Annotated in this window: 25 protein-coding genes; 5 read left to right on the top strand and 20 right to left on the bottom strand. The window is 57.9% G+C overall.

The window, feature by feature from the left end; all coding sequences use genetic code 11:
• Positions 1-18: 18 nt before the first annotated feature.
• From ptsP to B9Z43_RS15310, 5 genes are read right to left on the bottom strand one after another with little or no spacing between them, the layout of a single operon-like run.
• On the bottom strand, positions 19-1,776 hold the full coding sequence (ptsP, locus tag B9Z43_RS15330; RefSeq protein WP_108326825.1) for a phosphoenolpyruvate--protein phosphotransferase: 1,758 nt from the start codon (positions 1,774-1,776) through the stop codon (positions 19-21).
• Positions 1,777-1,819: 43 nt separating this feature from the next.
• Complete coding sequence (locus B9Z43_RS15325) at positions 1,820-2,089, bottom strand: HPr family phosphocarrier protein (protein ID WP_108326824.1); 270 nt, start codon at positions 2,087-2,089, stop codon at positions 1,820-1,822.
• The gene (locus tag B9Z43_RS15320) at positions 2,058-2,501 is read right to left on the bottom strand and encodes a PTS sugar transporter subunit IIA (RefSeq protein WP_108326823.1); all 444 of its coding nucleotides are present in this window, start codon (positions 2,499-2,501) and stop codon (positions 2,058-2,060) included. The genes B9Z43_RS15325 and B9Z43_RS15320 overlap by 32 nt, the downstream gene beginning before the upstream one ends.
• A gap of 10 nt (positions 2,502-2,511) precedes the next feature.
• Entirely contained in the window at positions 2,512-3,759 is a 1,248-nt protein-coding gene (locus B9Z43_RS15315) for an MFS transporter (RefSeq protein WP_108326822.1), read from the bottom strand.
• The gene (locus tag B9Z43_RS15310) at positions 3,756-4,304 is read right to left on the bottom strand and encodes a hypothetical protein (protein ID WP_233250122.1); all 549 of its coding nucleotides are present in this window, start codon (positions 4,302-4,304) and stop codon (positions 3,756-3,758) included. Before B9Z43_RS15310 ends, B9Z43_RS15315 begins: the two co-directional genes overlap by 4 nt.
• A gap of 52 nt (positions 4,305-4,356) precedes the next feature.
• On the opposite strand from B9Z43_RS15310, the gene B9Z43_RS15305 reads away from it, so the two are divergent.
• Positions 4,357-5,601 (top strand): CaiB/BaiF CoA-transferase family protein, encoded by a 1,245-nt coding sequence (locus B9Z43_RS15305; protein WP_108326821.1) that lies wholly within the window; start codon positions 4,357-4,359, stop codon positions 5,599-5,601.
• Positions 5,601-6,332, top strand: coding sequence for an alpha/beta fold hydrolase (locus B9Z43_RS15300; protein WP_108326820.1), 732 nt, complete (start codon positions 5,601-5,603; stop codon positions 6,330-6,332). Before B9Z43_RS15305 ends, B9Z43_RS15300 begins: the two co-directional genes overlap by 1 nt.
• Positions 6,333-6,339: 7 nt before the next feature.
• Here B9Z43_RS15300 and B9Z43_RS15295 read toward each other — a convergent pair whose 3' ends face one another.
• On the bottom strand, positions 6,340-6,891 hold the full coding sequence (locus B9Z43_RS15295) for a DUF4197 domain-containing protein (RefSeq protein WP_233253972.1): 552 nt from the start codon (positions 6,889-6,891) through the stop codon (positions 6,340-6,342).
• 222 nt (positions 6,892-7,113) lie between these two features.
• On the opposite strand from B9Z43_RS15295, the gene B9Z43_RS15290 reads away from it, so the two are divergent.
• Positions 7,114-7,554 carry a TlpA disulfide reductase family protein gene (locus B9Z43_RS15290; RefSeq protein WP_369910413.1) on the top strand — a complete coding sequence of 147 codons (441 nt, stop codon included), beginning with the start codon at positions 7,114-7,116 and terminating at the stop codon, positions 7,552-7,554.
• Between the two features lie 35 nt (positions 7,555-7,589).
• On the opposite strand, the gene B9Z43_RS15285 is transcribed toward B9Z43_RS15290, so the two are convergent.
• Positions 7,590-8,042 (bottom strand): cytochrome c, encoded by a 453-nt coding sequence (locus tag B9Z43_RS15285; RefSeq protein WP_108326817.1) that lies wholly within the window; start codon positions 8,040-8,042, stop codon positions 7,590-7,592.
• 101 nt (positions 8,043-8,143) lie between these two features.
• Here B9Z43_RS15285 and B9Z43_RS15280 point away from each other — a divergent pair, with 101 nt between their 5' ends.
• Both B9Z43_RS15280 and B9Z43_RS15275 read left to right on the top strand, forming a co-directional pair.
• Positions 8,144-8,806: a cytochrome b/b6 domain-containing protein gene (locus B9Z43_RS15280; RefSeq protein ID WP_108326816.1), complete on the top strand. Its 663-nt coding sequence runs from the start codon at positions 8,144-8,146 to the stop codon at positions 8,804-8,806.
• Positions 8,807-8,888: 82 nt separating this feature from the next.
• Complete coding sequence (locus B9Z43_RS15275) at positions 8,889-9,380, top strand: GNAT family N-acetyltransferase (RefSeq protein WP_108326815.1); 492 nt, start codon at positions 8,889-8,891, stop codon at positions 9,378-9,380.
• Positions 9,381-9,455: 75 nt separating this feature from the next.
• Here the strand turns inward: B9Z43_RS15275 and B9Z43_RS15270 are convergent, their stop codons facing one another.
• From B9Z43_RS15270 to tuf, 13 genes are all read right to left on the bottom strand, one after another.
• Positions 9,456-9,962: a peroxiredoxin gene (locus B9Z43_RS15270; protein ID WP_108326814.1), complete on the bottom strand. Its 507-nt coding sequence runs from the start codon at positions 9,960-9,962 to the stop codon at positions 9,456-9,458.
• A gap of 101 nt (positions 9,963-10,063) precedes the next feature.
• Positions 10,064-10,333, bottom strand: a complete 270-nt coding sequence (rpsQ, locus tag B9Z43_RS15265) for a 30S ribosomal protein S17 (RefSeq protein WP_108326813.1) — start codon at positions 10,331-10,333, stop codon at positions 10,064-10,066.
• 9 nt (positions 10,334-10,342) lie between these two features.
• The gene (gene rpmC, locus B9Z43_RS15260) at positions 10,343-10,537 is read right to left on the bottom strand and encodes a 50S ribosomal protein L29 (RefSeq protein ID WP_053172813.1); all 195 of its coding nucleotides are present in this window, start codon (positions 10,535-10,537) and stop codon (positions 10,343-10,345) included.
• A gap of 17 nt (positions 10,538-10,554) precedes the next feature.
• A complete protein-coding gene (gene rplP / locus B9Z43_RS15255; protein WP_019426900.1) occupies positions 10,555-10,971 on the bottom strand; it encodes a 50S ribosomal protein L16 in 417 nt (138 codons plus the stop codon).
• An 11-nt stretch (positions 10,972-10,982) separates the two neighbouring features.
• Positions 10,983-11,861, bottom strand: a complete 879-nt coding sequence (rpsC, locus tag B9Z43_RS15250) for a 30S ribosomal protein S3 (RefSeq protein ID WP_100120206.1) — start codon at positions 11,859-11,861, stop codon at positions 10,983-10,985.
• Positions 11,862-11,873: 12 nt separating this feature from the next.
• On the bottom strand, positions 11,874-12,203 hold the full coding sequence (rplV, locus tag B9Z43_RS15245; protein ID WP_019426902.1) for a 50S ribosomal protein L22: 330 nt from the start codon (positions 12,201-12,203) through the stop codon (positions 11,874-11,876).
• A 9-nt stretch (positions 12,204-12,212) separates the two neighbouring features.
• Positions 12,213-12,491: a 30S ribosomal protein S19 gene (gene rpsS, locus B9Z43_RS15240; protein ID WP_108326812.1), complete on the bottom strand. Its 279-nt coding sequence runs from the start codon at positions 12,489-12,491 to the stop codon at positions 12,213-12,215.
• Between the two features lie 10 nt (positions 12,492-12,501).
• On the bottom strand, positions 12,502-13,326 hold the full coding sequence (gene rplB / locus B9Z43_RS15235) for a 50S ribosomal protein L2 (RefSeq protein WP_108326811.1): 825 nt from the start codon (positions 13,324-13,326) through the stop codon (positions 12,502-12,504).
• A 2-nt stretch (positions 13,327-13,328) separates the two neighbouring features.
• Positions 13,329-13,643: a 50S ribosomal protein L23 gene (gene rplW, locus B9Z43_RS15230; protein WP_108326810.1), complete on the bottom strand. Its 315-nt coding sequence runs from the start codon at positions 13,641-13,643 to the stop codon at positions 13,329-13,331.
• Positions 13,640-14,260, bottom strand: coding sequence for a 50S ribosomal protein L4 (gene rplD, locus B9Z43_RS15225; RefSeq protein ID WP_053172821.1), 621 nt, complete (start codon positions 14,258-14,260; stop codon positions 13,640-13,642). Before rplD ends, rplW begins: the two co-directional genes overlap by 4 nt.
• Positions 14,260-14,925, bottom strand: a complete 666-nt coding sequence (gene rplC, locus B9Z43_RS15220; protein ID WP_108326904.1) for a 50S ribosomal protein L3 — start codon at positions 14,923-14,925, stop codon at positions 14,260-14,262. Before rplC ends, rplD begins: the two co-directional genes overlap by 1 nt.
• Positions 14,926-15,108: 183 nt before the next feature.
• Positions 15,109-15,423 carry a 30S ribosomal protein S10 gene (gene rpsJ, locus B9Z43_RS15215; RefSeq protein ID WP_100133892.1) on the bottom strand — a complete coding sequence of 105 codons (315 nt, stop codon included), beginning with the start codon at positions 15,421-15,423 and terminating at the stop codon, positions 15,109-15,111.
• Between the two features lie 74 nt (positions 15,424-15,497).
• Positions 15,498-16,676 (bottom strand): elongation factor Tu (tuf, locus tag B9Z43_RS15210; protein ID WP_108326809.1); only part of this gene is annotated, 1,179 nt, incomplete at its 5' end.

Below are 16,676 nucleotides of genomic sequence, written 5' to 3'. Positions count from 1 at the left end.
GGCGCCTGTGCATGCGCCTCAGCGTGTGGCAGGCATCAAACTGGCGGGCTCATCCGAGGCCAACACCTTCTCGGCCCACAGAGCCAGCTTGGCGGTGTCCGAGCGCAAGACCTGGTGTTTGACCGCCAGCACCTGCGAAGGGTGCATGGAAAAGCTGCGCAAACCCAAGCCCAGCAGCAAGCGGGTCATGGACACATCGCCCGCCATCTCGCCGCACACCGACACGCCTTTGCCTTGCTTGCCGCATTCGGCAATGGTGTCGGCCACCAAACGCAGCACCGCCGGGTGCAGCGGGTCGTACAAGTGCGCCACCGATTCATCAGCACGGTCAATGGCCAAGGTGTACTGGATCAGGTCATTGGTGCCGATCGATAAAAAGTCAAAGTACTTGAGGAACATGCGCACCGACAAGGCGGCCGCAGGGATCTCGATCATCGCGCCCAGTCGCACAGGACCATAGGCCGCGCCACGGCGGTCCAGGTCCTGACGCGCTTGGTCAATCAAGGCGAGGGTTTGCCGGATCTCGCTGCCATGCGCCAGCATGGGCACCAGCAAGTTGACCTTGCCATGCGCGGCAGCACGCAAGATGGCACGCAGTTGCGTGAGGAACATGGCGGGATCGGCCAGGCTCCAGCGGATGGCACGCAAACCCAATGCAGGGTTCAGGTGGGCAGCGTCGTGGCGGGCTTCGTCCAGCGGTTTGTCGGCACCCACATCCACCGTGCGGATGGTCACCGGCAAGCCATTCATGCCGTCCACTGCGCGGCGGTAGGCTTCGTATTGCTCGTCTTCACCGGGCAAATTGCCTTGGCGCCCCATGAACAGGAATTCGCTGCGAAACAGACCCACGCCCACCGCGCCCGCGGTGATCGCGGCGGCCGTGTCTTCGGGCATTTCGATGTTGGCAATCAGCTCGATCTTTTGGCCGTCCAGCGTGACCGCCGGGGTGTGGCGCAAGCGGGCCAGGCGTTCGCGCTCCAGATCGCCCTGCCGCTGCTTGAAACCGTAGTCGGCCAAGATGATGGGGGACGGGTCCACGATGACCACACCGGCATCGCCGTCGATGATGACCCAGTCGTCTTGCTTGACGAGCTGGCTGGCACTGCGTGCACCCACCACCGCTGGAATGTCCAAGCTGCGGGCCACGATGGCGGTGTGGGAAGTTTTGCCGCCCACATCGGTCACAAAGCCGGCAAAAACGCTTTGCTTGAACTGCAACATGTCGGCGGGCGACAAGTCGTGCGCCACCAGCACCAGCGGCACATCCATGGTGTCGCCCAGTTGCAGCTCTTGCTGGGGCCGTGCGGGGCGCTTGGCCTGGATGACCAATGAACCCGTGCCTTTGAGGCAGTGCAGCACCCGTTCGGCCACTTGCTCCATGTCGGCTTTGCGCTCGCGCAGATAGGGGTCTTCCATCTCGTCGAACTGACGGGCGATGATCTCCAGCTGACTGGTCAGCGCCCATTCGGCGTTGTACAAGCGCTCTTCAATCCAAAGGCGCACGCCAGAAGTGAGCTCCACGTCCTGCAACAGCATCAAGTGCACATCGAGCAAGGCGACCAGCTCATGCGGCGCATCCTTGGGCATGTCTTTTTGCAAGCGCTGCAATTCGTCCACCACCTCATCGCGGGCCTTGCGCAAGCGTTCAATCTCGCTGGCCACCTGGTCGGGCCGGATGAAATAGTGGGCCACATCCACCCGGCTGGAGGCGACCAGCACGGCACGCCCGATGGCAATGCCTCGCGCCACCGCCAGGCCATGGATGCTGAAAGTCATGCGATCACCTCACATGGCGTCTGGGCTGGCAGGTCACGCATGCTCACTCGCCTTCGCCAAATTTATCGGCCATCAGCGCCAGCAGGGCCTCCAAGGCTTCCTGGTCACGTTCGCCATTTGTCTCCAGCGTCACCTCGCTGCCCAGACCGGCGGCCAGCATCATCACGCCCATGATGCTTTTGGCATTGATGCGGCGCTCACCCTTGCTGAGCCAGACTTCGCAAGGAAAACTGCCCGCGAGCTTGGTCAGCTTGGCCGAAGCACGGGCGTGCAAACCCAGTTTATTGCTGATGGTCGTGGTGGCTTGGGGCATGTCTCTTTCCTGTTTGATTTTGAGGGGCGGTGCTGCCCACGGTCATGACGCCTTGTGTGCCACCCGCCTGCGCACGGGTGACCAATTGGTCCAGACTTTCGTGTCGGTAGCAGACGCTGCGCAGCAACATGGGCAAATTGGCACCGGCCACGAGGCGGGTTTGCGCGCTGTCGTTCAGTTGCTGGGCCACATTGCAAGGTGTGGCGCCAAACACGTCGCTGAGCAACAGCACCTCATCGGCGCCCAATTGGGCCATGGCACGTCGGGCATCGGCCAGTGTGGTTTCGGGCGCATCGTGTGGCAGCACATCGACCGCCAGCACGCCCGATGCGCAGTCGGGAAAAACGTGCAGCGCACATTCGCGCAAGGCGCTGGCCAAGGGGGTGTGGGCGATGATGAGGATGCCGATCATGAGGGTTCGATTATCGGGCTTGATGAGGCTTGCTCAGCACAAAGTACAACCAGGACGCGATGGAACACATGGCGAACCCGGCCAAAGCCACTTGGTAAGCGGCTGGCTTGTCCAGTCCTGCACTGCGTCCGGCATCAACCGCCAGGCCAATGCCCCACTGCACCACAAAGATGCCGGCAAAGATCACCAGGTTGTAGGCGGACAGGGCTCGGCCCGCCAGATGCGAGGGAAAAGCCATGCCCACCGCCGGCTGCGCCAGCGCGACGAAAGTACTGCACACGCAAAACAAGGCCAAACTGACGGCTGCAGACGCACCCAATGCAGGCCCCTGCCAAATCAGGAATGCCAAGACAACAAACGTCAGCGGCAAACCTCGGGCGATCAAGCGGTCAACCGGAATGCCCCACTTGGCCAGACGCGGTGTGACCAAACCCCAGAGCCAAAAACTCACCAGCATGCTGAGGTTGATGCCAAACAAGCCGGTAGCAGCCTCTTGGGGTGACCAACCTGCCACCTGTGTCATCCAGGGGCCCGCCCACAAGGTCTGAATGGCCACCATGCCGCCATAGCTGAAAAAGCCAATCGGGGTCAGGCGCCAAAAATAGCGGCTGCGCCAGATTTCGCGATAGCCACCATCGTCATCTGTGCGGACATCCGCACCCGGCGCTGACGACCAGCGAGGCACCAGAGCAGCGATCAACAACATGGCGATCGCAATCATGACGCCCAACATCACAAACAAAGTGCGCCAGCCCCAGATGGGCATCAACCATTGAACAGGCAAGGTCGCTGCCACCATGCCAAATGAGCCCGTCATCAGCATCCATGAGTTGGTTCTCAACTGTGTGCCGGCATCAAACCAGCGGCGATAACCTGTCAAAGGCGCCATCAGGCAAGCACTGACACCCATGCCGCACAACACTCTCGCAGCCAGCAAGCCGTGGAAGCTTTCTGCCCACGCAAACGCCAGACACCCCAACACGGCCACCGACAAAAAAGCCAAAACAACCTTCTTGGGGCCGTGCCGATCCAGCCAACGCCCCAGTGGCAGTTGCGTGAGTGAAAAACCCAGGAAGTACCCACCCGCCAGCAGGCCCAGATCTTGCGCACTCAAACTGAATTCGCTCGTCAAGGTCGGCGACAAGGTCGCTGTGATGGCCCGCACCAAGGCAGAAAAGAAATAGGCCAGGGCGAACGCCACAAAAACCACAACCGCCATGCGACGTGACAAATGCTCAGGATGTTTCGCTGCGCTCATGGGTGAATTCCATCAAACAAAGTAGAAGCCCATTCTGGGGTGGCACGTTGACCATAGACCACCGCGTGCACCAAGCGAATTCTCTGGCCTTCGGCCACAGCGCCCCAAACGGCGGTCATGGTGACAGGCTGTCCATCACTGCGCTGGCCCTGAGCCTGGATACGCACGGCCGAGGTCAAGGGCAAAAACCCCGGCCGGTGCCAAGCTTGTCTCTGATCGGCGGCAAGTGGCAGAGGAACGCCAGCACGTCCAAGCGAGGCAGACTGCCAACCGGACAACAGCGCGTTGGCATCAGCGCCCACTTGCAAGGGCGCGCTCATCACAGCAAACATGGCGTCACCGCTTTCACAACCGACCACTTGGAGATCCACGGGCACACCGCCCAAAGGTACAGATCGCGTTGTGCGATCGGGCTTGCAGGGCAACTGAACTTTGAGCGACGTGCCCTCCAAGCCGACTTCCCGCCAGTTCTGGTCAGGACTGCAGGCATTCAAAAAGACAGCGGCGGTGAGACTGGCCATCTTGGCCCAGAAAGAGATTTGCATGGGGTGATTATCCTGATCACCGTCGGTCTTTGTTTTTCGCGACAATGAACACATGAATTCACTCGATGGCATCCGCGTTCTCGACCTGTCCCGCGTGTTGGCAGGCCCCTGGTGTACCCAGACCCTGGCCGACCTCGGCGCAGACGTTATCAAAATCGAACGCCCTGGCAGCGGCGACGACACCCGCAGCTGGGGTCCGCCCTTTTTGAAAGACGCCCAAGGCCAAGACACCGCCGAGGCAGCTTATTACCTGGGCGCCAACCGCAACAAGCGCTCGGTCACCTGCGACATTGCCAAAGCAGAAGGCCAGGCGCTGATCCGTGAGTTGGTCACGCACTGCGATGTTTTCGTGGAAAACTTCAAGGTGGGTGACATGGCCCGTTACGGCTTGGACTTTGCCAGCCTGAGCGCCCTCAACCCTAAGCTGGTGTATTGCAGCGTGACGGGCTTTGGTCAGACCGGCCCCTACCGTGAGCGTGCTGGCTACGACTACGCGGTGCAAGGCATCGGTGGCTTGATGAGCGTGACCGGTGAGCGCGACGATCTGGGCGGCGGCCCCCAAAAGGTGGGTGTGGCGGTGGCCGATTTGTTCACCGGCATGTACGCCACGGTTTCCATCTTGGCGGCCCTGCGCCACGCCGAGCGCACAGGCGAAGGCCAGCACGTGGACATGGCCTTGCTCGACACGCAGGTCGCCATGCTGGCCAATCTGGGCTCCAACTACCTGGTCAGCGGCAAGGTCCCGGGCCGTGCGGGCAATGCGCACCAGAACATCGTGCCCTACCAGGTCTTTGAGGTGCAGGCGCCTGCGGGCTCAGCCCCGGGCACACGTGACCACTTGATTTTGGCCGTGGGCAACGACGGTCAGTTCGCCAAGTTCTGCGCGGTCGCGGGTTGCCCCGACATCGCGCAAGATCCTCGGTATGCCCTGAATGCGGCCAGGGTGCGCCACCGCGCCGAGCTGGTACCGCTGCTGGAATCCATCATGCTGACCCGCACCAAAGCCCAATGGCTGCCCGCGCTGGAAGCCGCCAAAGTGCCTTGTGGCGCCATCAACCATCTGGGCGAGGTGTTTGAAGACCCTCAAGTGCGCGAGCGCGGCATGGTCACCGACTGGGTACACCCCGTCAAGCCCGATTTGCGCCTGGTGTCCAGCCCCATCAAAATGAGTCGCACCCCCGTACGACAGGACTTGCCACCCCCGATGCTGGGCCAACACACCCAGGAAGTATTGACCGAGGTGCTGGGCTGGTCTGCTGAACAGTTGGGGCCCCTGCGCGGCAAAGGGGTGATCTGATGGCGAACTTTCTTCTGGTCCACGGCGCCTGGCATGGCGCTTGGTGCTGGCAACGCGTGTTGACGCCCTTGATTCAGGCGGGTCACCACGCCCATGCCGTCACCCTGACGGGTGTCGGCGAACGGGCCCATTTGCTGCGTCCAGGAATCGATCTCGAGACCCACATCCAAGACGTGCTGTCTGCGATGGATGCCGTAGAGTTGAACGACGTGGTGCTGGTGGTCCATTCGTATGCCGGCATGCTCGGTACCGCTGTGGCTGACCGCAGACCCGAGCGACTTCGCCATCTGGTTTATTTGGATGCCGTCTTGCCCGCGCCTGGCGAAAGCTGGAGCAGCACGCATGCATCTGAAACCCGCGCAGCACGGATCGCGGCCTCAGAGGCAGACCCCTTGTACAGTTTTCCTGCCCCCGATCCAGCGGTATTCGGTTTAAGCGGTGAGGACTACGCCTGGGTGGCTCGCCGTCAAACACGCCACCCCGGCGGGCCTTACACGCAGGCGCTCCAGTTCAATGCCGAGCGTGTCGCTTCCGTACCCCGCACCTTCATCAACTGCACACAACCCCCTTTGGCCACCATTGAGGCGAGCCGCCAACGCATGGTGGACCCGCAATTTTGGGGCGGTCATTGGTTGCCGGGCTCCCGTGTGGTCGAGCTGAACACCGGACATGACCCCATGGTCAGCGATCCACAGGGCCTGACCAGTTTGCTGCTCGATTGCAGCCGCTGAGCTTCGTTCAGCGCAAGGCGCCAAACACCTTAGTGAGCAAGGCACTGCCTGCTGCGGCTGGATCTTGACGGATCTTTTTCTCTTCTTCACCGATCATGAAATACAAGCCCGCCAAGGTTTTGTCGGTGACGTGAGACTCCAGATTGGCTTTGTCTTTGGACAGCAGGCCCATGCCGGACAACTTGCCAGCAATTGCATTGAATTGGTCCACCACACCCAACTTGCTCAGCGAGGCCTTGACCGTAGGCATGAATTCGGTGGTCAATGGTGCCCGTGTTTTGTCTGAGAAGAACTGGGTCACCGAGTTGTCGCCACCTTGCAAAATGCCCTTGGCATCTTGCACCGACATGGTCTGAATCGACTGGGTCAGCAACTTTTTTGACAAGGGCACAGCCGCCTCGGCAGCCCGGTTCATCTGCAATGTCAAGTCATCGAGCTGTTTACCCAAACCCATGGTTTTGAGCCATTTGGCGCCTTGGTTCAAAGTGTCTGGCAAGCCGATGCGCACTTTGTCGTTGTTCATGAAGCCGTCTTGCACCCCGAGCAGTTGGATGGCCACGTCGGCCCCCTTTTCAAGCGCCAGCTTCAAGCCCTTGGAGGCATCGACCGCACTCAGATCACTCAAACTCAGGGCATGTGCAGGCGCAATCACCCACAGGCCTGCGGCGACCCCAAACGTATTAAACTTTCGACGATGAAGATGCATGTGAAAACTCCCTGGAATTGGCGGCTTTTTGATGGCCGCATGTGGCTTTGGCTCAGCGCTTTATGTTTGGCCAGCATGCTCGGGGCATGCTCTGCAAACCGCGCGCCCGAATCTTCGTATGTTTTGCTCGATGGATCGAAAATCACCGCCACGGAATTGCAAGGAAAAGTAGTTCTGGTGAACTTCTGGGCCACCAGTTGCACCACCTGTGTGGCTGAAATGCCGGCGCTGATCGCTACCCACAACAAATACAAGGCTCGCGGCTTCGACACCGTTGCGGTCGCCATGAGTTACGACCCGCCCAGCTATGTGGTGAATTTTGCGCAAACGCGCCAGTTGCCATTCAAAGTCGCCATCGACAACACGGGTGGCGTTGCCAAAGCTTGGGGTGATATCCAACTCACGCCCACCACTTTTTTGGTGAACAAGCGCGGCGAGATCGTCAAACGCTATGTAGGGGCCCCTAACTTCGCAGAACTTCACCAATTGCTGGAAAAGCTGCTGGCTGAATCCTGAGCGGGCTTTGCGCCGCGCTCAGTGTCCACAAAAACTCAGTCTTTACGGAAATTGTCGTGGCATGCTTTGCAGGTCGGCGCCGCAGAGCCAAATGCCGCTTTCAAATTGTCCAAATTGCCCGTCTTGGCTGCGGCATTGAGTTTGACCACTTCGGCCTGAAACTTGTCAGCAGCTTCTTTGAATTTGGCTGATTCTTTCCAGATTTCTGGTTTGGCCCGTGTATCGCCCTTGTCTGTGCCTTCTGTGAAAGCGGCCCAGGGCAGCTTGGCCAAAGTAGACACCACGTCCATATTGTCTTGCGCGGCTTTTGCATCGAACGGCACACGCCCTTGCGCCATGGCCCCCACCCGCGCCCAATGTTGCTGCATCACGAACAAACTGTTTTTACGGTACTTGACCGCATCTTCGGGTTTGGCAAATTGCGCATGGGCGGGCGTCAGCATGGCGAATGCAGACAAGGCGGCGATCAAACTGAAGTGAGGTTTCATGGGGACTCCGGGGTTTTGAACAGGGCCTTCAGGGAGTATCCTAGAGCGGCTTGTGGCGAGTTTCCCACATTTCATAACCTCTTGCGTCACTGACACTGCTTATGCTCACACTTCGCATTTGGGATTTACCCACCCGTCTTTTTCACTGGCTGCTGGCCTTGTGTTTGGTCGGTCTGGTCATCACCGGCAATGTCGGTGGCAATGCCATGGTCTGGCATTTTCGTTTTGGCTATGTCGTGTTCAGTCTCTTGTTGTTTCGCATGCTCTGGGGCCTCATGGGTGGCCATTGGTCACGCTGGTCCAGCCTACCACTGGGATTCTCCAGCCTCCGCCGTTATCTTCAAGGCCGTGGACAGGCCTCTGATTTGGCTGGTCACAATCCGCTAGGGGCCTGGTCCGTGCTGGCTATGCTCTTCTTTTTGAGTTTGCAGGTAGGCACCGGGCTGATCAGTGACGATGAGATTTCCAACATAGGCCCTTTGTCCAGTTCGGTATCCGGCGCTTGGGTGAGTGCAGCCACCCACTGGCACAAGCACTGGGGCAAGTTGCTCCTCATTTTGCTGGTGCTGATTCATTTGTTGGCCATTGCCTGGTACAGCTGGCGCAAACGTCAAGCCTTGGTTCAGGCCATTTGGCATGGCGATAAGGTTTTACAAAACCCTGTACTTGCAACGGTCGATTCAAGCCACACACGCTGGATGGCCCTGGCTTTGATGGCACTGGCGGCCACCGCTGTGGCCTTCGTTGTTTTGCCGGGTTCGTGAGACCACGCCAACGCGACAGACACGCCAGCCCTTTTGCTCGCGTGCCGCTACACTTTCTTGAATTCCACTTTCAGTTTTCACCTTGGACACGCCATCTGTTGAATTGTTGCCAGCACTGACCCCCGCCGATCTCGCGCAGGTGCATGCTTTATTCCAAGAGTACGCCCAGTCTCTGAAAGTTGATTTGTGCTTTCAGAACTTCGACGAGGAGCTGGCTACCTTGCCCGGCGAATATGCCGATCCACGCGGTGCTTTGCTGTTGGCACATGTCAATGGCCTTGTAGCCGGTTGCTGCGCGCTCAGGCCTTTAGACAACTGCGACTACAGCAATGCTGCTGAAATGAAGCGCTTGTATGTGCGCTTGCCTTTCAGAGGCCTGGGGTTGGGCCGTCAATTGACCGAAGCGATTTTGGATGCTGCTCGCCATGCGGGGTACACGAGTGTCTTGCTGGACACGCTGGATGACATGGAGGCAGCGCGCGCTTTGTACGAAGACTTGGGGTTTGAAGAAGTGCCGCCGTTCTATCACAACCCCCATGCTGGTGCGCACTATCTCAAGGTAGACATCGACTGATCACCGTCGCATTTGAATCGCACATTTAGACATGAAAAAGGGAGCCTGTGCTCCCTTTTTCATTGAACTGAAGGTTCAAGCCTTGACTTGAGCCAGCAAAGTCGAGGCATCGCTGACCTCGAACTTGCCAGGACCTTCGATGTTCAAGCTCGACACTTTGCCGTCCTTGACCAACATCGAGTAACGGTTGCTGCGCAAACCCATGCCCCGGGCTGTCAAATCCAGCGTCAAACCTGTGGCCTTGCTGAAGTCGGCACTGCCATCTGCCAGCATGCGCACTTTCGCGCCCGTCTTCTGGTCACGCGCCCATGCACCCATAACGAAGGCGTCGTTGACACTGACGCACCAGATTTCGTCCACACCTGCAGCCTTGAACGCATCGAAATTTTCAACATAGCCGGGTACATGCTTGGCCGAACACGTGGGTGTAAATGCCCCAGGCAAAGCAAACAAGGCGATCGTTTTACCAGCAGTGGCTTTGGCCACATCCACTGGGTTAGGGCCAATGCTGCAGCCGTTACCTTCGACTTCAACGTATTCCATCAGTGTGGCTGCTGGCAGGGTGTCTCCGACTTTGATCATGTGTACTCCGATGAATGATTGGCCACTGGCCAAGTTAAAAAAAAACGACCCACAATTGTGGGTCGTTTTCGAGAAGTTTGCTTGTGTTACAGCTTTTAGGCTTAAACGGCAGCAGCCTTTTCAACCAGGCGCGTAGCAACCCAGTTTTTGGTTTTCGAAATCGGCTTGCTTTCAGTGATTTCGATCACGTCGCCCAGGTGAAATTCACCCTTTTCGTCGTGCGCATGGTATTTGCTCGACTTGGCCACGATCTTGCCGTAGAGGGCGTGTTTCACACGACGCTCCACCAGCACGGTCACGGTCTTGGCGCGCTTGTCGCTGACCACCTTGCCAATCAAGGTGCGCTTGAGGGATGTTTTAGCTTCCGTCATGGTCACTCCTTACTTGGCGGCTTGCTTTTGGGCAAGGATGGTTTTGGCACGAGCGATGGCACGGCGAGTCTGGCTCAGCGTACCGGTGTTGCCGAGTTGTTGCGTGGCTTTTTGCATACGCAGACCAAAGTGGGCTTTTTGCAGCGCTTTGATCTCGTCTTTCACACCAGCAACGTCTTTTTGGCGCAATTCAGCAGCATTCATTTCTTATTTCTCCTGAATTATTGGCCAATCATGCGGGCCACAAAAGTGGTACGCAAGGGCAACTTGGCAGCGGCCAATTTAAAGGCTTCACGGGCCAACTCTTCGGGCACGCCTACGATTTCGTAGAGCACCTTACCGGGTTGGATCTCGGCCACGTAGTACTCGGGGTTACCTTTACCGTTACCCATACGCACTTCAGCAGGCTTGGTGGAAATCGGCTTGTCGGGGAACACGCGAATCCAGATGCGGCCGCCACGTTTGACGTGACGGGAAATCGCACGACGTGCGGCTTCGATCTGGCGGGCCGTCAAACGGCCGCGATCTGTGGACTTCAGACCGAAGTCACCGAACGCCACCGTGTTGCCACGGGTAGCGACGCCGGTGTTGCGGCCTTTCTGTTCCTTGCGGAACTTTCTGCGAGCAGGTTGCAGCATGTTGTTACTCCTTATTGACCGTCAGCTGCTGCAGCTGGCGCGGCGACTGTGCGTACGCGCTTAACGGCGGGTTTGGCATCACCACCTGCACCGGCGGGCTTGTCGCTGCCGTCAGTGGGGGCTGTGTTGGTGCCAGCGGGACGACGTGGGCCACCACGACGATCGCCTGTTGGGCGGTCGCCAGGACGGGCGTCACGACGTGGACCACGTGGGCGGCGCTCTTCTTCGGCACGTGGCTCAGCCAGTGCAGGAGCGTCGTTGCGGCCCAGTGTGTCGCCTTTGTAGACCCAGACCTTGACACCGATGATGCCGTAGGTGGTCTTGGCTTCGGAAGTGGCGTAGTCGATGTCAGCGCGCAGGGTGTGCAATGGCACACGGCCTTCGCGGTACCACTCGGTACGCGCAATTTCGATGCCGTTCAAACGGCCAGCCGACATGATCTTGATGCCTTGGGCACCCAGACGCATGGCGTTTTGCATGGCACGCTTCATGGCGCGGCGGAACATGATCCGCTTTTCGAGCTGTTGGGTGATGCTGTCAGCGATCAGTTGAGCATCGATTTCAGGCTTGCGCACTTCTTCGATGTTCACGGCCACTGGCACGCCCAGACGAGCAGCGAGTTCTTTCTTGAGCAACTCGATGTCTTCGCCTTTTTTGCCAATCACCACACCTGGACGAGCCGAGAAGATGGTGATGCGGGCGCTCTTGGCTGGACGCTCGATCAAGACGCGGGAAACCGCAGCGTTTTTGAGCTTGGCCTTGAGGTACTCACGCACCTTGATGTCTTCGGCCAGCATGCCGGCGAAGTCTTTGTTGCTCGCGTACCAGCGGCTTGCCCAGTTACGGCTGACAGCCAGGCGGAAACCGGTAGGATGGATTTTCTGTCCCATAGTTCTTCCTGATTAATTGCCGACCGTCACATACACATGGCATGTGGGCTTGCTTATGCGGTTACCGCGGCCTTTAGCGCGGGCGGTGAAACGCTTGAGCGTGGTGCCTTGCTCGACGTAGATGGTTTTCACCTTCAATTCGTCGATGTCAGCGCCATCGTTGTGCTCAGCGTTGGCAATAGCGGACTCGAGAACCTTCTTGACGATGCCCGCAGCTTTTTTCTGCGTGAATGTCAGGATGTTCAGAGCTTGATCCACTTTCTTGCCGCGAATCAAATCGGCGACCAGACGGCCTTTATCGACCGACAAACGGACGCCCCGGAGGACTGCACGTGTTTCCATGGTCTTTCCTTATTTCTTCTGGACTTTTTTGTCCGCAGGGTGACCCTTGAATGTGCGGGTCAATGCGAATTCGCCCAATTTGTGGCCAACCATTTGGTCGGTCACATAAACAGGAACGTGTTGCTTGCCGTTGTGAACGGCGATGGTCAGACCGATGAACTCGGGCAGAACCATGGAGCGACGCGACCATGTCTTGACGGGCTTTTTATCTTTGGTGGCAACGGCTTTTTCAACCTTTACCAGCAAATGGTGGTCAACGAATGGACCTTTTTTGAGTGAACGAGTCATTGGCTACCCCTTACTTCTTGCGACGCGACACGATCATGACCTGTGTGCGCTTGTTGTTACGGGTACGGTAGCCTTTTGTCAGGTTACCCCATGGGTCAACTGCATGACGGCCTTCGCCGGTGCGACCTTCGCCACCACCGTGTGGGTGATCCACTGGGTTCATGGCCACGCCACGAACGGTTGGGCGGATACCCATCCAGCGCTTGACACCGGCCTTGCCCAATTGGCGCAGGCTGTGTTCTTCGTTGGCGACTTCGCCAATCGTTGCACGGCACTCGATGTGGATCTTGCGAACTTCACCGGAGCGCATACGCACTTGAGCGTAGATGCCTTCGCGAGCCAGCAAGGTTGCCGAAGCACCCGCCGAGCGAGCGATCTGAGCACCAGCACCGGGCTTGAGCTCGATGCAGTGAATGGTCGAACCCACTGGGATGTTGCGGATAGGCAAGGTGTTGCCAGCGCGGATCGGGGCTTCAGCGCCCGACAACAGCGTTGCACCCACTTCAATGCCGCGAGGGGCAATGATGTAGCGGCGCTCGCCATCGGCGTAGCACAGCAAAGCGATGTGCGCGGTACGGTTTGGATCGTACTCAATGCGCTCAACTTTGGCCGGGATCGCGTCTTTGTTGCGTTTGAAATCGACCACGCGGTAGTGGTGCTTGTGACCACCGCCTTTGTGGCGAGTTGTGATGTGACCGTTGTTGTTACGGCCAGACTTCTGATGCTGGGGTTCCAGCAACGGAGCGTAGCCTTCACCTTTGTACAGGTGGTCACGGGTGACCTTCACCACGCCACGACGGCCTGGGGATGTCGGTTTGATTTTGATGACAGCCATGATTACGCAGCCTCCCCGGACAGGTTCAGCTCTTGACCGGCTTTGAGCGTGACATAAGCCTTGCGAACGTTGTCGCGACGGCCAATGGTCTTGCCAAAACGCTTGGTCTTGCCTTTGGTGTTCACCACAGACACGCCTTTGACCTCGACCTTGAACATCAATTCCACAGCGGCTTTGATTTCAGGCTTGGTAGCGTCCTGCAGCACTTTGAATGTCACAGCGTTGGACTTTTCAGCAACCTGCGTGGCCTTTTCGGACACGATAGGGGCGACCAACACCGACATCAGACGACCTTCGTCAAACTTCACGGCGCTCATGCGAACATCTCCTTGAGTTTGTCCATGGCACCTTTGGTCACGAGGACTTTCTTGAAGTTCACCAAAGACACGGGATCGGCATAACGTGGCTCAACAATCAGGATGTTGATCAGGTTACGCGATGCCAAGTACAGGTTTTCGTCGACTTCGTCAGCGATCACCAACACGTTGTCCAGGCTCATGGCCTTGAACTTGGCAGCCAAGGCTTTCGTCTTGGGGGTCTCGACTTTGAAGGAATCCACCACAGCCAGACGACCTTCACGGGCCAACTGCGAGAAGATCGAAGCCATACCAGCGCGGTACATCTTCTTGTTGATCTTCTGGGTGAAGTTTTCATCAGGCATGTTCGGGAAAATCCGACCACCGCCACGCCACAGAGGCGAGGAAGTCATACCAGCACGTGCGCGACCCGTACCTTTTTGCTTGAAAGGCTTCTTGGTGGAGTGGTGAACTTGTTCACGGTCCTTTTGAGCGCGGGTGCCTTGACGGGCATTCGCCTGATAAGCCACCACGATCTGGTGAATCAGGGCTTCGTTGTATTCACGACCGAACACGGTTTCTGGCGCATCCACTTTGGAAGCGGCTTGACCTTGGTCGTTCAGGAGTTCGAGCTGCATCAGTTCGCTCCTTTAGCTTTAACGGCGGGACGCACGGTCACGAAACCACCTTTGGAACCAGGAATAGCACCTTTGATCATCAACAGACCACGGGCTTCGTCAACGCGGACCACGTCCAGGTTCTGGGTGGTGCAAGTGACATCACCGAGGTGACCCGACATTTTTTTGCCAGGGAACACGCGGCCAGGATCTTGCGCCATCGAAATCGAACCAGGCACGTTGTGCGAACGGCTGTTACCGTGCGATGCGCGCTGCGATTTGAAGTTGTGACGCTTGATCGTGCCGGTGAAGCCTTTACCGATGGATGTGCCTTGCACGTCCACTTTCTGGCCCACAGCGAACACAGCAGCCACGGGCACAGCAGCGCCAGCGGCGTACTGAGCGGCCGTATCGGCGGTCACGCGGAATTCTTGAATGATTTCACCGGCTTCAACACCGGCTTTGGCCAGGTGACCAGCGATGGGCTTGGTCACGCGCGATGCCTTGCGGGCACCAAATGTCACTTGCAAAGCGACATAGCCATCGTTCTCTTGGGTTTTGACCTGGGATACGCGGTTGTTAGAAACATCCACCACTGTGACAGGCACTGCGTCCCCATCATCAGTGAACAGACGCATCATGCCCACCTTGCGACCCAGCAACCCGAGGGAGTTGCTCAGACTCATTGTTTTCTCCAAAACTTCCACCGTGGCCACTTCAATTGGCAGCCACGTTTTTTGCGTGAAAGACTGTTAATAAATCTCACCCCAAAACGGAGTGAGCCTGAAATTATAGCCCGGCTGGCCATTTCTGGCAAGTCAGGCTATTTTTCAAGTGATTTGGGTGGCTCAAGACCACCCCAAACTGCATTACTGCAACTTGATTTCGACGTCCACGCCAGCGGGCAGATCGAGTTTCATCAAGGCATCCACAGTTTTATCTGTAGGGTCCACGATGTCCATCAAACGCTGATGCGTGCGAATTTCCAACTGGTCACGGCTGGTCTTGTTGACGTGAGGTGAACGCAGAATGTCGAAACGCTTCATGCGGGTTGGCAATGGCACGGGGCCCTTGACAATCGCGCCGGTGCGCTTGGCAGTTTCCACGATCTCAGCAGCAGACTGGTCGATCAGTTTGTAGTCAAACGCCTTCAGGCGGATGCGGATTTTTTGCTTGGATGACATGTCAATTCCTTGTGGTAAGTGTTCTGATGACAGCGCGCAAAGGCCAGGCCTTCGCGCCACTGATCCACAAAAAATTAAGCGATGATCTTGGCAACCACGCCAGCGCCGACGGTACGGCCGCCTTCGCGGATAGCGAAACGCAGACCTTCTTCCATCGCGATGGGGTTGATCAGCTTCACAGTGATCGACACGTTGTCACCAGGCATCACCATCTCTTTGCCTTCTGGCAATTCGATCGCGCCGGTCACGTCAGTCGTACGGAAGTAGAACTGAGGACGGTAGTTGTTGAAGAATGGCGTGTGACGGCCACCTTCGTCTTTGGACAAGACATAGATCTCGCCCGTGAAGTGGGTGTGTGGCTTGATCGAGCCGGGCTTGCACAGCACTTGGCCGCGCTCGACGTCTTCGCGCTTGGTGCCACGCAGCAAGATGCCGACGTTGTCACCAGCTTGACCTTGGTCCAGCAGCTTGCGGAACATCTCAACGCCTGTGCAAGTGGTCTTGACAGTGTCTTTGATACCCACGATTTCGATTTCTTCGCCGACTTTGACGATACCGCGCTCGATACGGCCAGTCACCACAGTGCCGCGGCCAGAGATGGAGAACACGTCTTCCACGGGCATCAGGAATGCGCCGTCCACTGCGCGGTCAGGCGTAGGGATGTAGGTGTCCAGAGCTTCGGCCAACTTGAAGATGGCTTGCTCGCCCAGAGGACCCTTGTCGCCTTCCAAAGCCAGCTTGGCGGAACCTTGCACGATCGGTGTGTCGTCGCCGGGGAAGTCGTACTTGGACAACAACTCGCGCACTTCCATCTCGACCAGCTCCAACAACTCAGCGTCGTCGACCATGTCGCACTTGTTCAGGAACACGATGATGTAAGGCACGCCAACCTGGCGGGCCAACAAGATGTGCTCACGGGTCTGAGGCATAGGGCCGTCAGCAGCGGAGCAAACCAAAATAGCGCCGTCCATCTGGGCAGCACCCGTGATCATGTTTTTCACATAGTCAGCGTGGCCAGGGCAGTCCACGTGAGCGTAGTGACGGTTTTCTGTCTCGTACTCAACGTGAGCGGTGTTGATCGTGATACCACGGGCCTTCTCTTCGGGCGCTGCGTCGATCTGGTCGTACGCTTTGGCTGCACCGCCGAACTTGGCTGCCAACACGGTGGTGATGGCGGCTGTCAGTGTGGTCTTGCCGTGGTCAACGTGACCGATGGTGCCGACGTTGACGTGCGGTTTGGTCCGTTCGAATTT

The organism is Limnohabitans sp. MMS-10A-192 (genome assembly GCF_003063335.1).
In the GTDB taxonomy this organism is placed as follows: Bacteria; Pseudomonadota; Gammaproteobacteria; order Burkholderiales; family Burkholderiaceae_C; genus Limnohabitans_A.
The sequence above is the reverse complement of the archived record's forward strand: the minus strand, read 5'-3'. Positions and strand labels throughout refer to the sequence as shown.

Coding starts and splice junctions, on each gene's coding strand:
- ptsP (WP_108326825.1), bottom strand. CDS start 1,776: ATGACTTTCAGCATCCATGGCCTGGCGGTGGCGCGAGGCATTGCCATC.
- B9Z43_RS15325 (WP_108326824.1), bottom strand. CDS start 2,089: ATGCCCCAAGCCACCACGACCATCAGCAATAAACTGGGTTTGCACGCC.
- B9Z43_RS15320 (WP_108326823.1), bottom strand. CDS start 2,501: ATGATCGGCATCCTCATCATCGCCCACACCCCCTTGGCCAGCGCCTTG.
- B9Z43_RS15315 (WP_108326822.1), bottom strand. CDS start 3,759: ATGAGCGCAGCGAAACATCCTGAGCATTTGTCACGTCGCATGGCGGTT.
- B9Z43_RS15310 (WP_233250122.1), bottom strand. CDS start 4,304: ATGCAAATCTCTTTCTGGGCCAAGATGGCCAGTCTCACCGCCGCTGTC.
- B9Z43_RS15305 (WP_108326821.1), top strand. CDS start 4,357: ATGAATTCACTCGATGGCATCCGCGTTCTCGACCTGTCCCGCGTGTTG.
- B9Z43_RS15300 (WP_108326820.1), top strand. CDS start 5,601: ATGGCGAACTTTCTTCTGGTCCACGGCGCCTGGCATGGCGCTTGGTGC.
- B9Z43_RS15290 (WP_369910413.1), top strand. CDS start 7,114: ATGCTCGGGGCATGCTCTGCAAACCGCGCGCCCGAATCTTCGTATGTT.
- B9Z43_RS15285 (WP_108326817.1), bottom strand. CDS start 8,042: ATGAAACCTCACTTCAGTTTGATCGCCGCCTTGTCTGCATTCGCCATG.
- B9Z43_RS15280 (WP_108326816.1), top strand. CDS start 8,144: ATGCTCACACTTCGCATTTGGGATTTACCCACCCGTCTTTTTCACTGG.
- B9Z43_RS15270 (WP_108326814.1), bottom strand. CDS start 9,962: ATGATCAAAGTCGGAGACACCCTGCCAGCAGCCACACTGATGGAATAC.
- rpsQ (WP_108326813.1), bottom strand. CDS start 10,333: ATGACGGAAGCTAAAACATCCCTCAAGCGCACCTTGATTGGCAAGGTG.
- rpmC (WP_053172813.1), bottom strand. CDS start 10,537: ATGAATGCTGCTGAATTGCGCCAAAAAGACGTTGCTGGTGTGAAAGAC.
- rplP (WP_019426900.1), bottom strand. CDS start 10,971: ATGCTGCAACCTGCTCGCAGAAAGTTCCGCAAGGAACAGAAAGGCCGC.
- rpsC (WP_100120206.1), bottom strand. CDS start 11,861: ATGGGACAGAAAATCCATCCTACCGGTTTCCGCCTGGCTGTCAGCCGT.
- rplV (WP_019426902.1), bottom strand. CDS start 12,203: ATGGAAACACGTGCAGTCCTCCGGGGCGTCCGTTTGTCGGTCGATAAA.
- rpsS (WP_108326812.1), bottom strand. CDS start 12,491: ATGACTCGTTCACTCAAAAAAGGTCCATTCGTTGACCACCATTTGCTG.
- rplB (WP_108326811.1), bottom strand. CDS start 13,326: ATGGCTGTCATCAAAATCAAACCGACATCCCCAGGCCGTCGTGGCGTG.
- rplW (WP_108326810.1), bottom strand. CDS start 13,643: ATGAGCGCCGTGAAGTTTGACGAAGGTCGTCTGATGTCGGTGTTGGTC.
- rplD (WP_053172821.1), bottom strand. CDS start 14,260: ATGCAGCTCGAACTCCTGAACGACCAAGGTCAAGCCGCTTCCAAAGTG.
- rplC (WP_108326904.1), bottom strand. CDS start 14,925: ATGAGTCTGAGCAACTCCCTCGGGTTGCTGGGTCGCAAGGTGGGCATG.
- rpsJ (WP_100133892.1), bottom strand. CDS start 15,423: ATGTCATCCAAGCAAAAAATCCGCATCCGCCTGAAGGCGTTTGACTAC.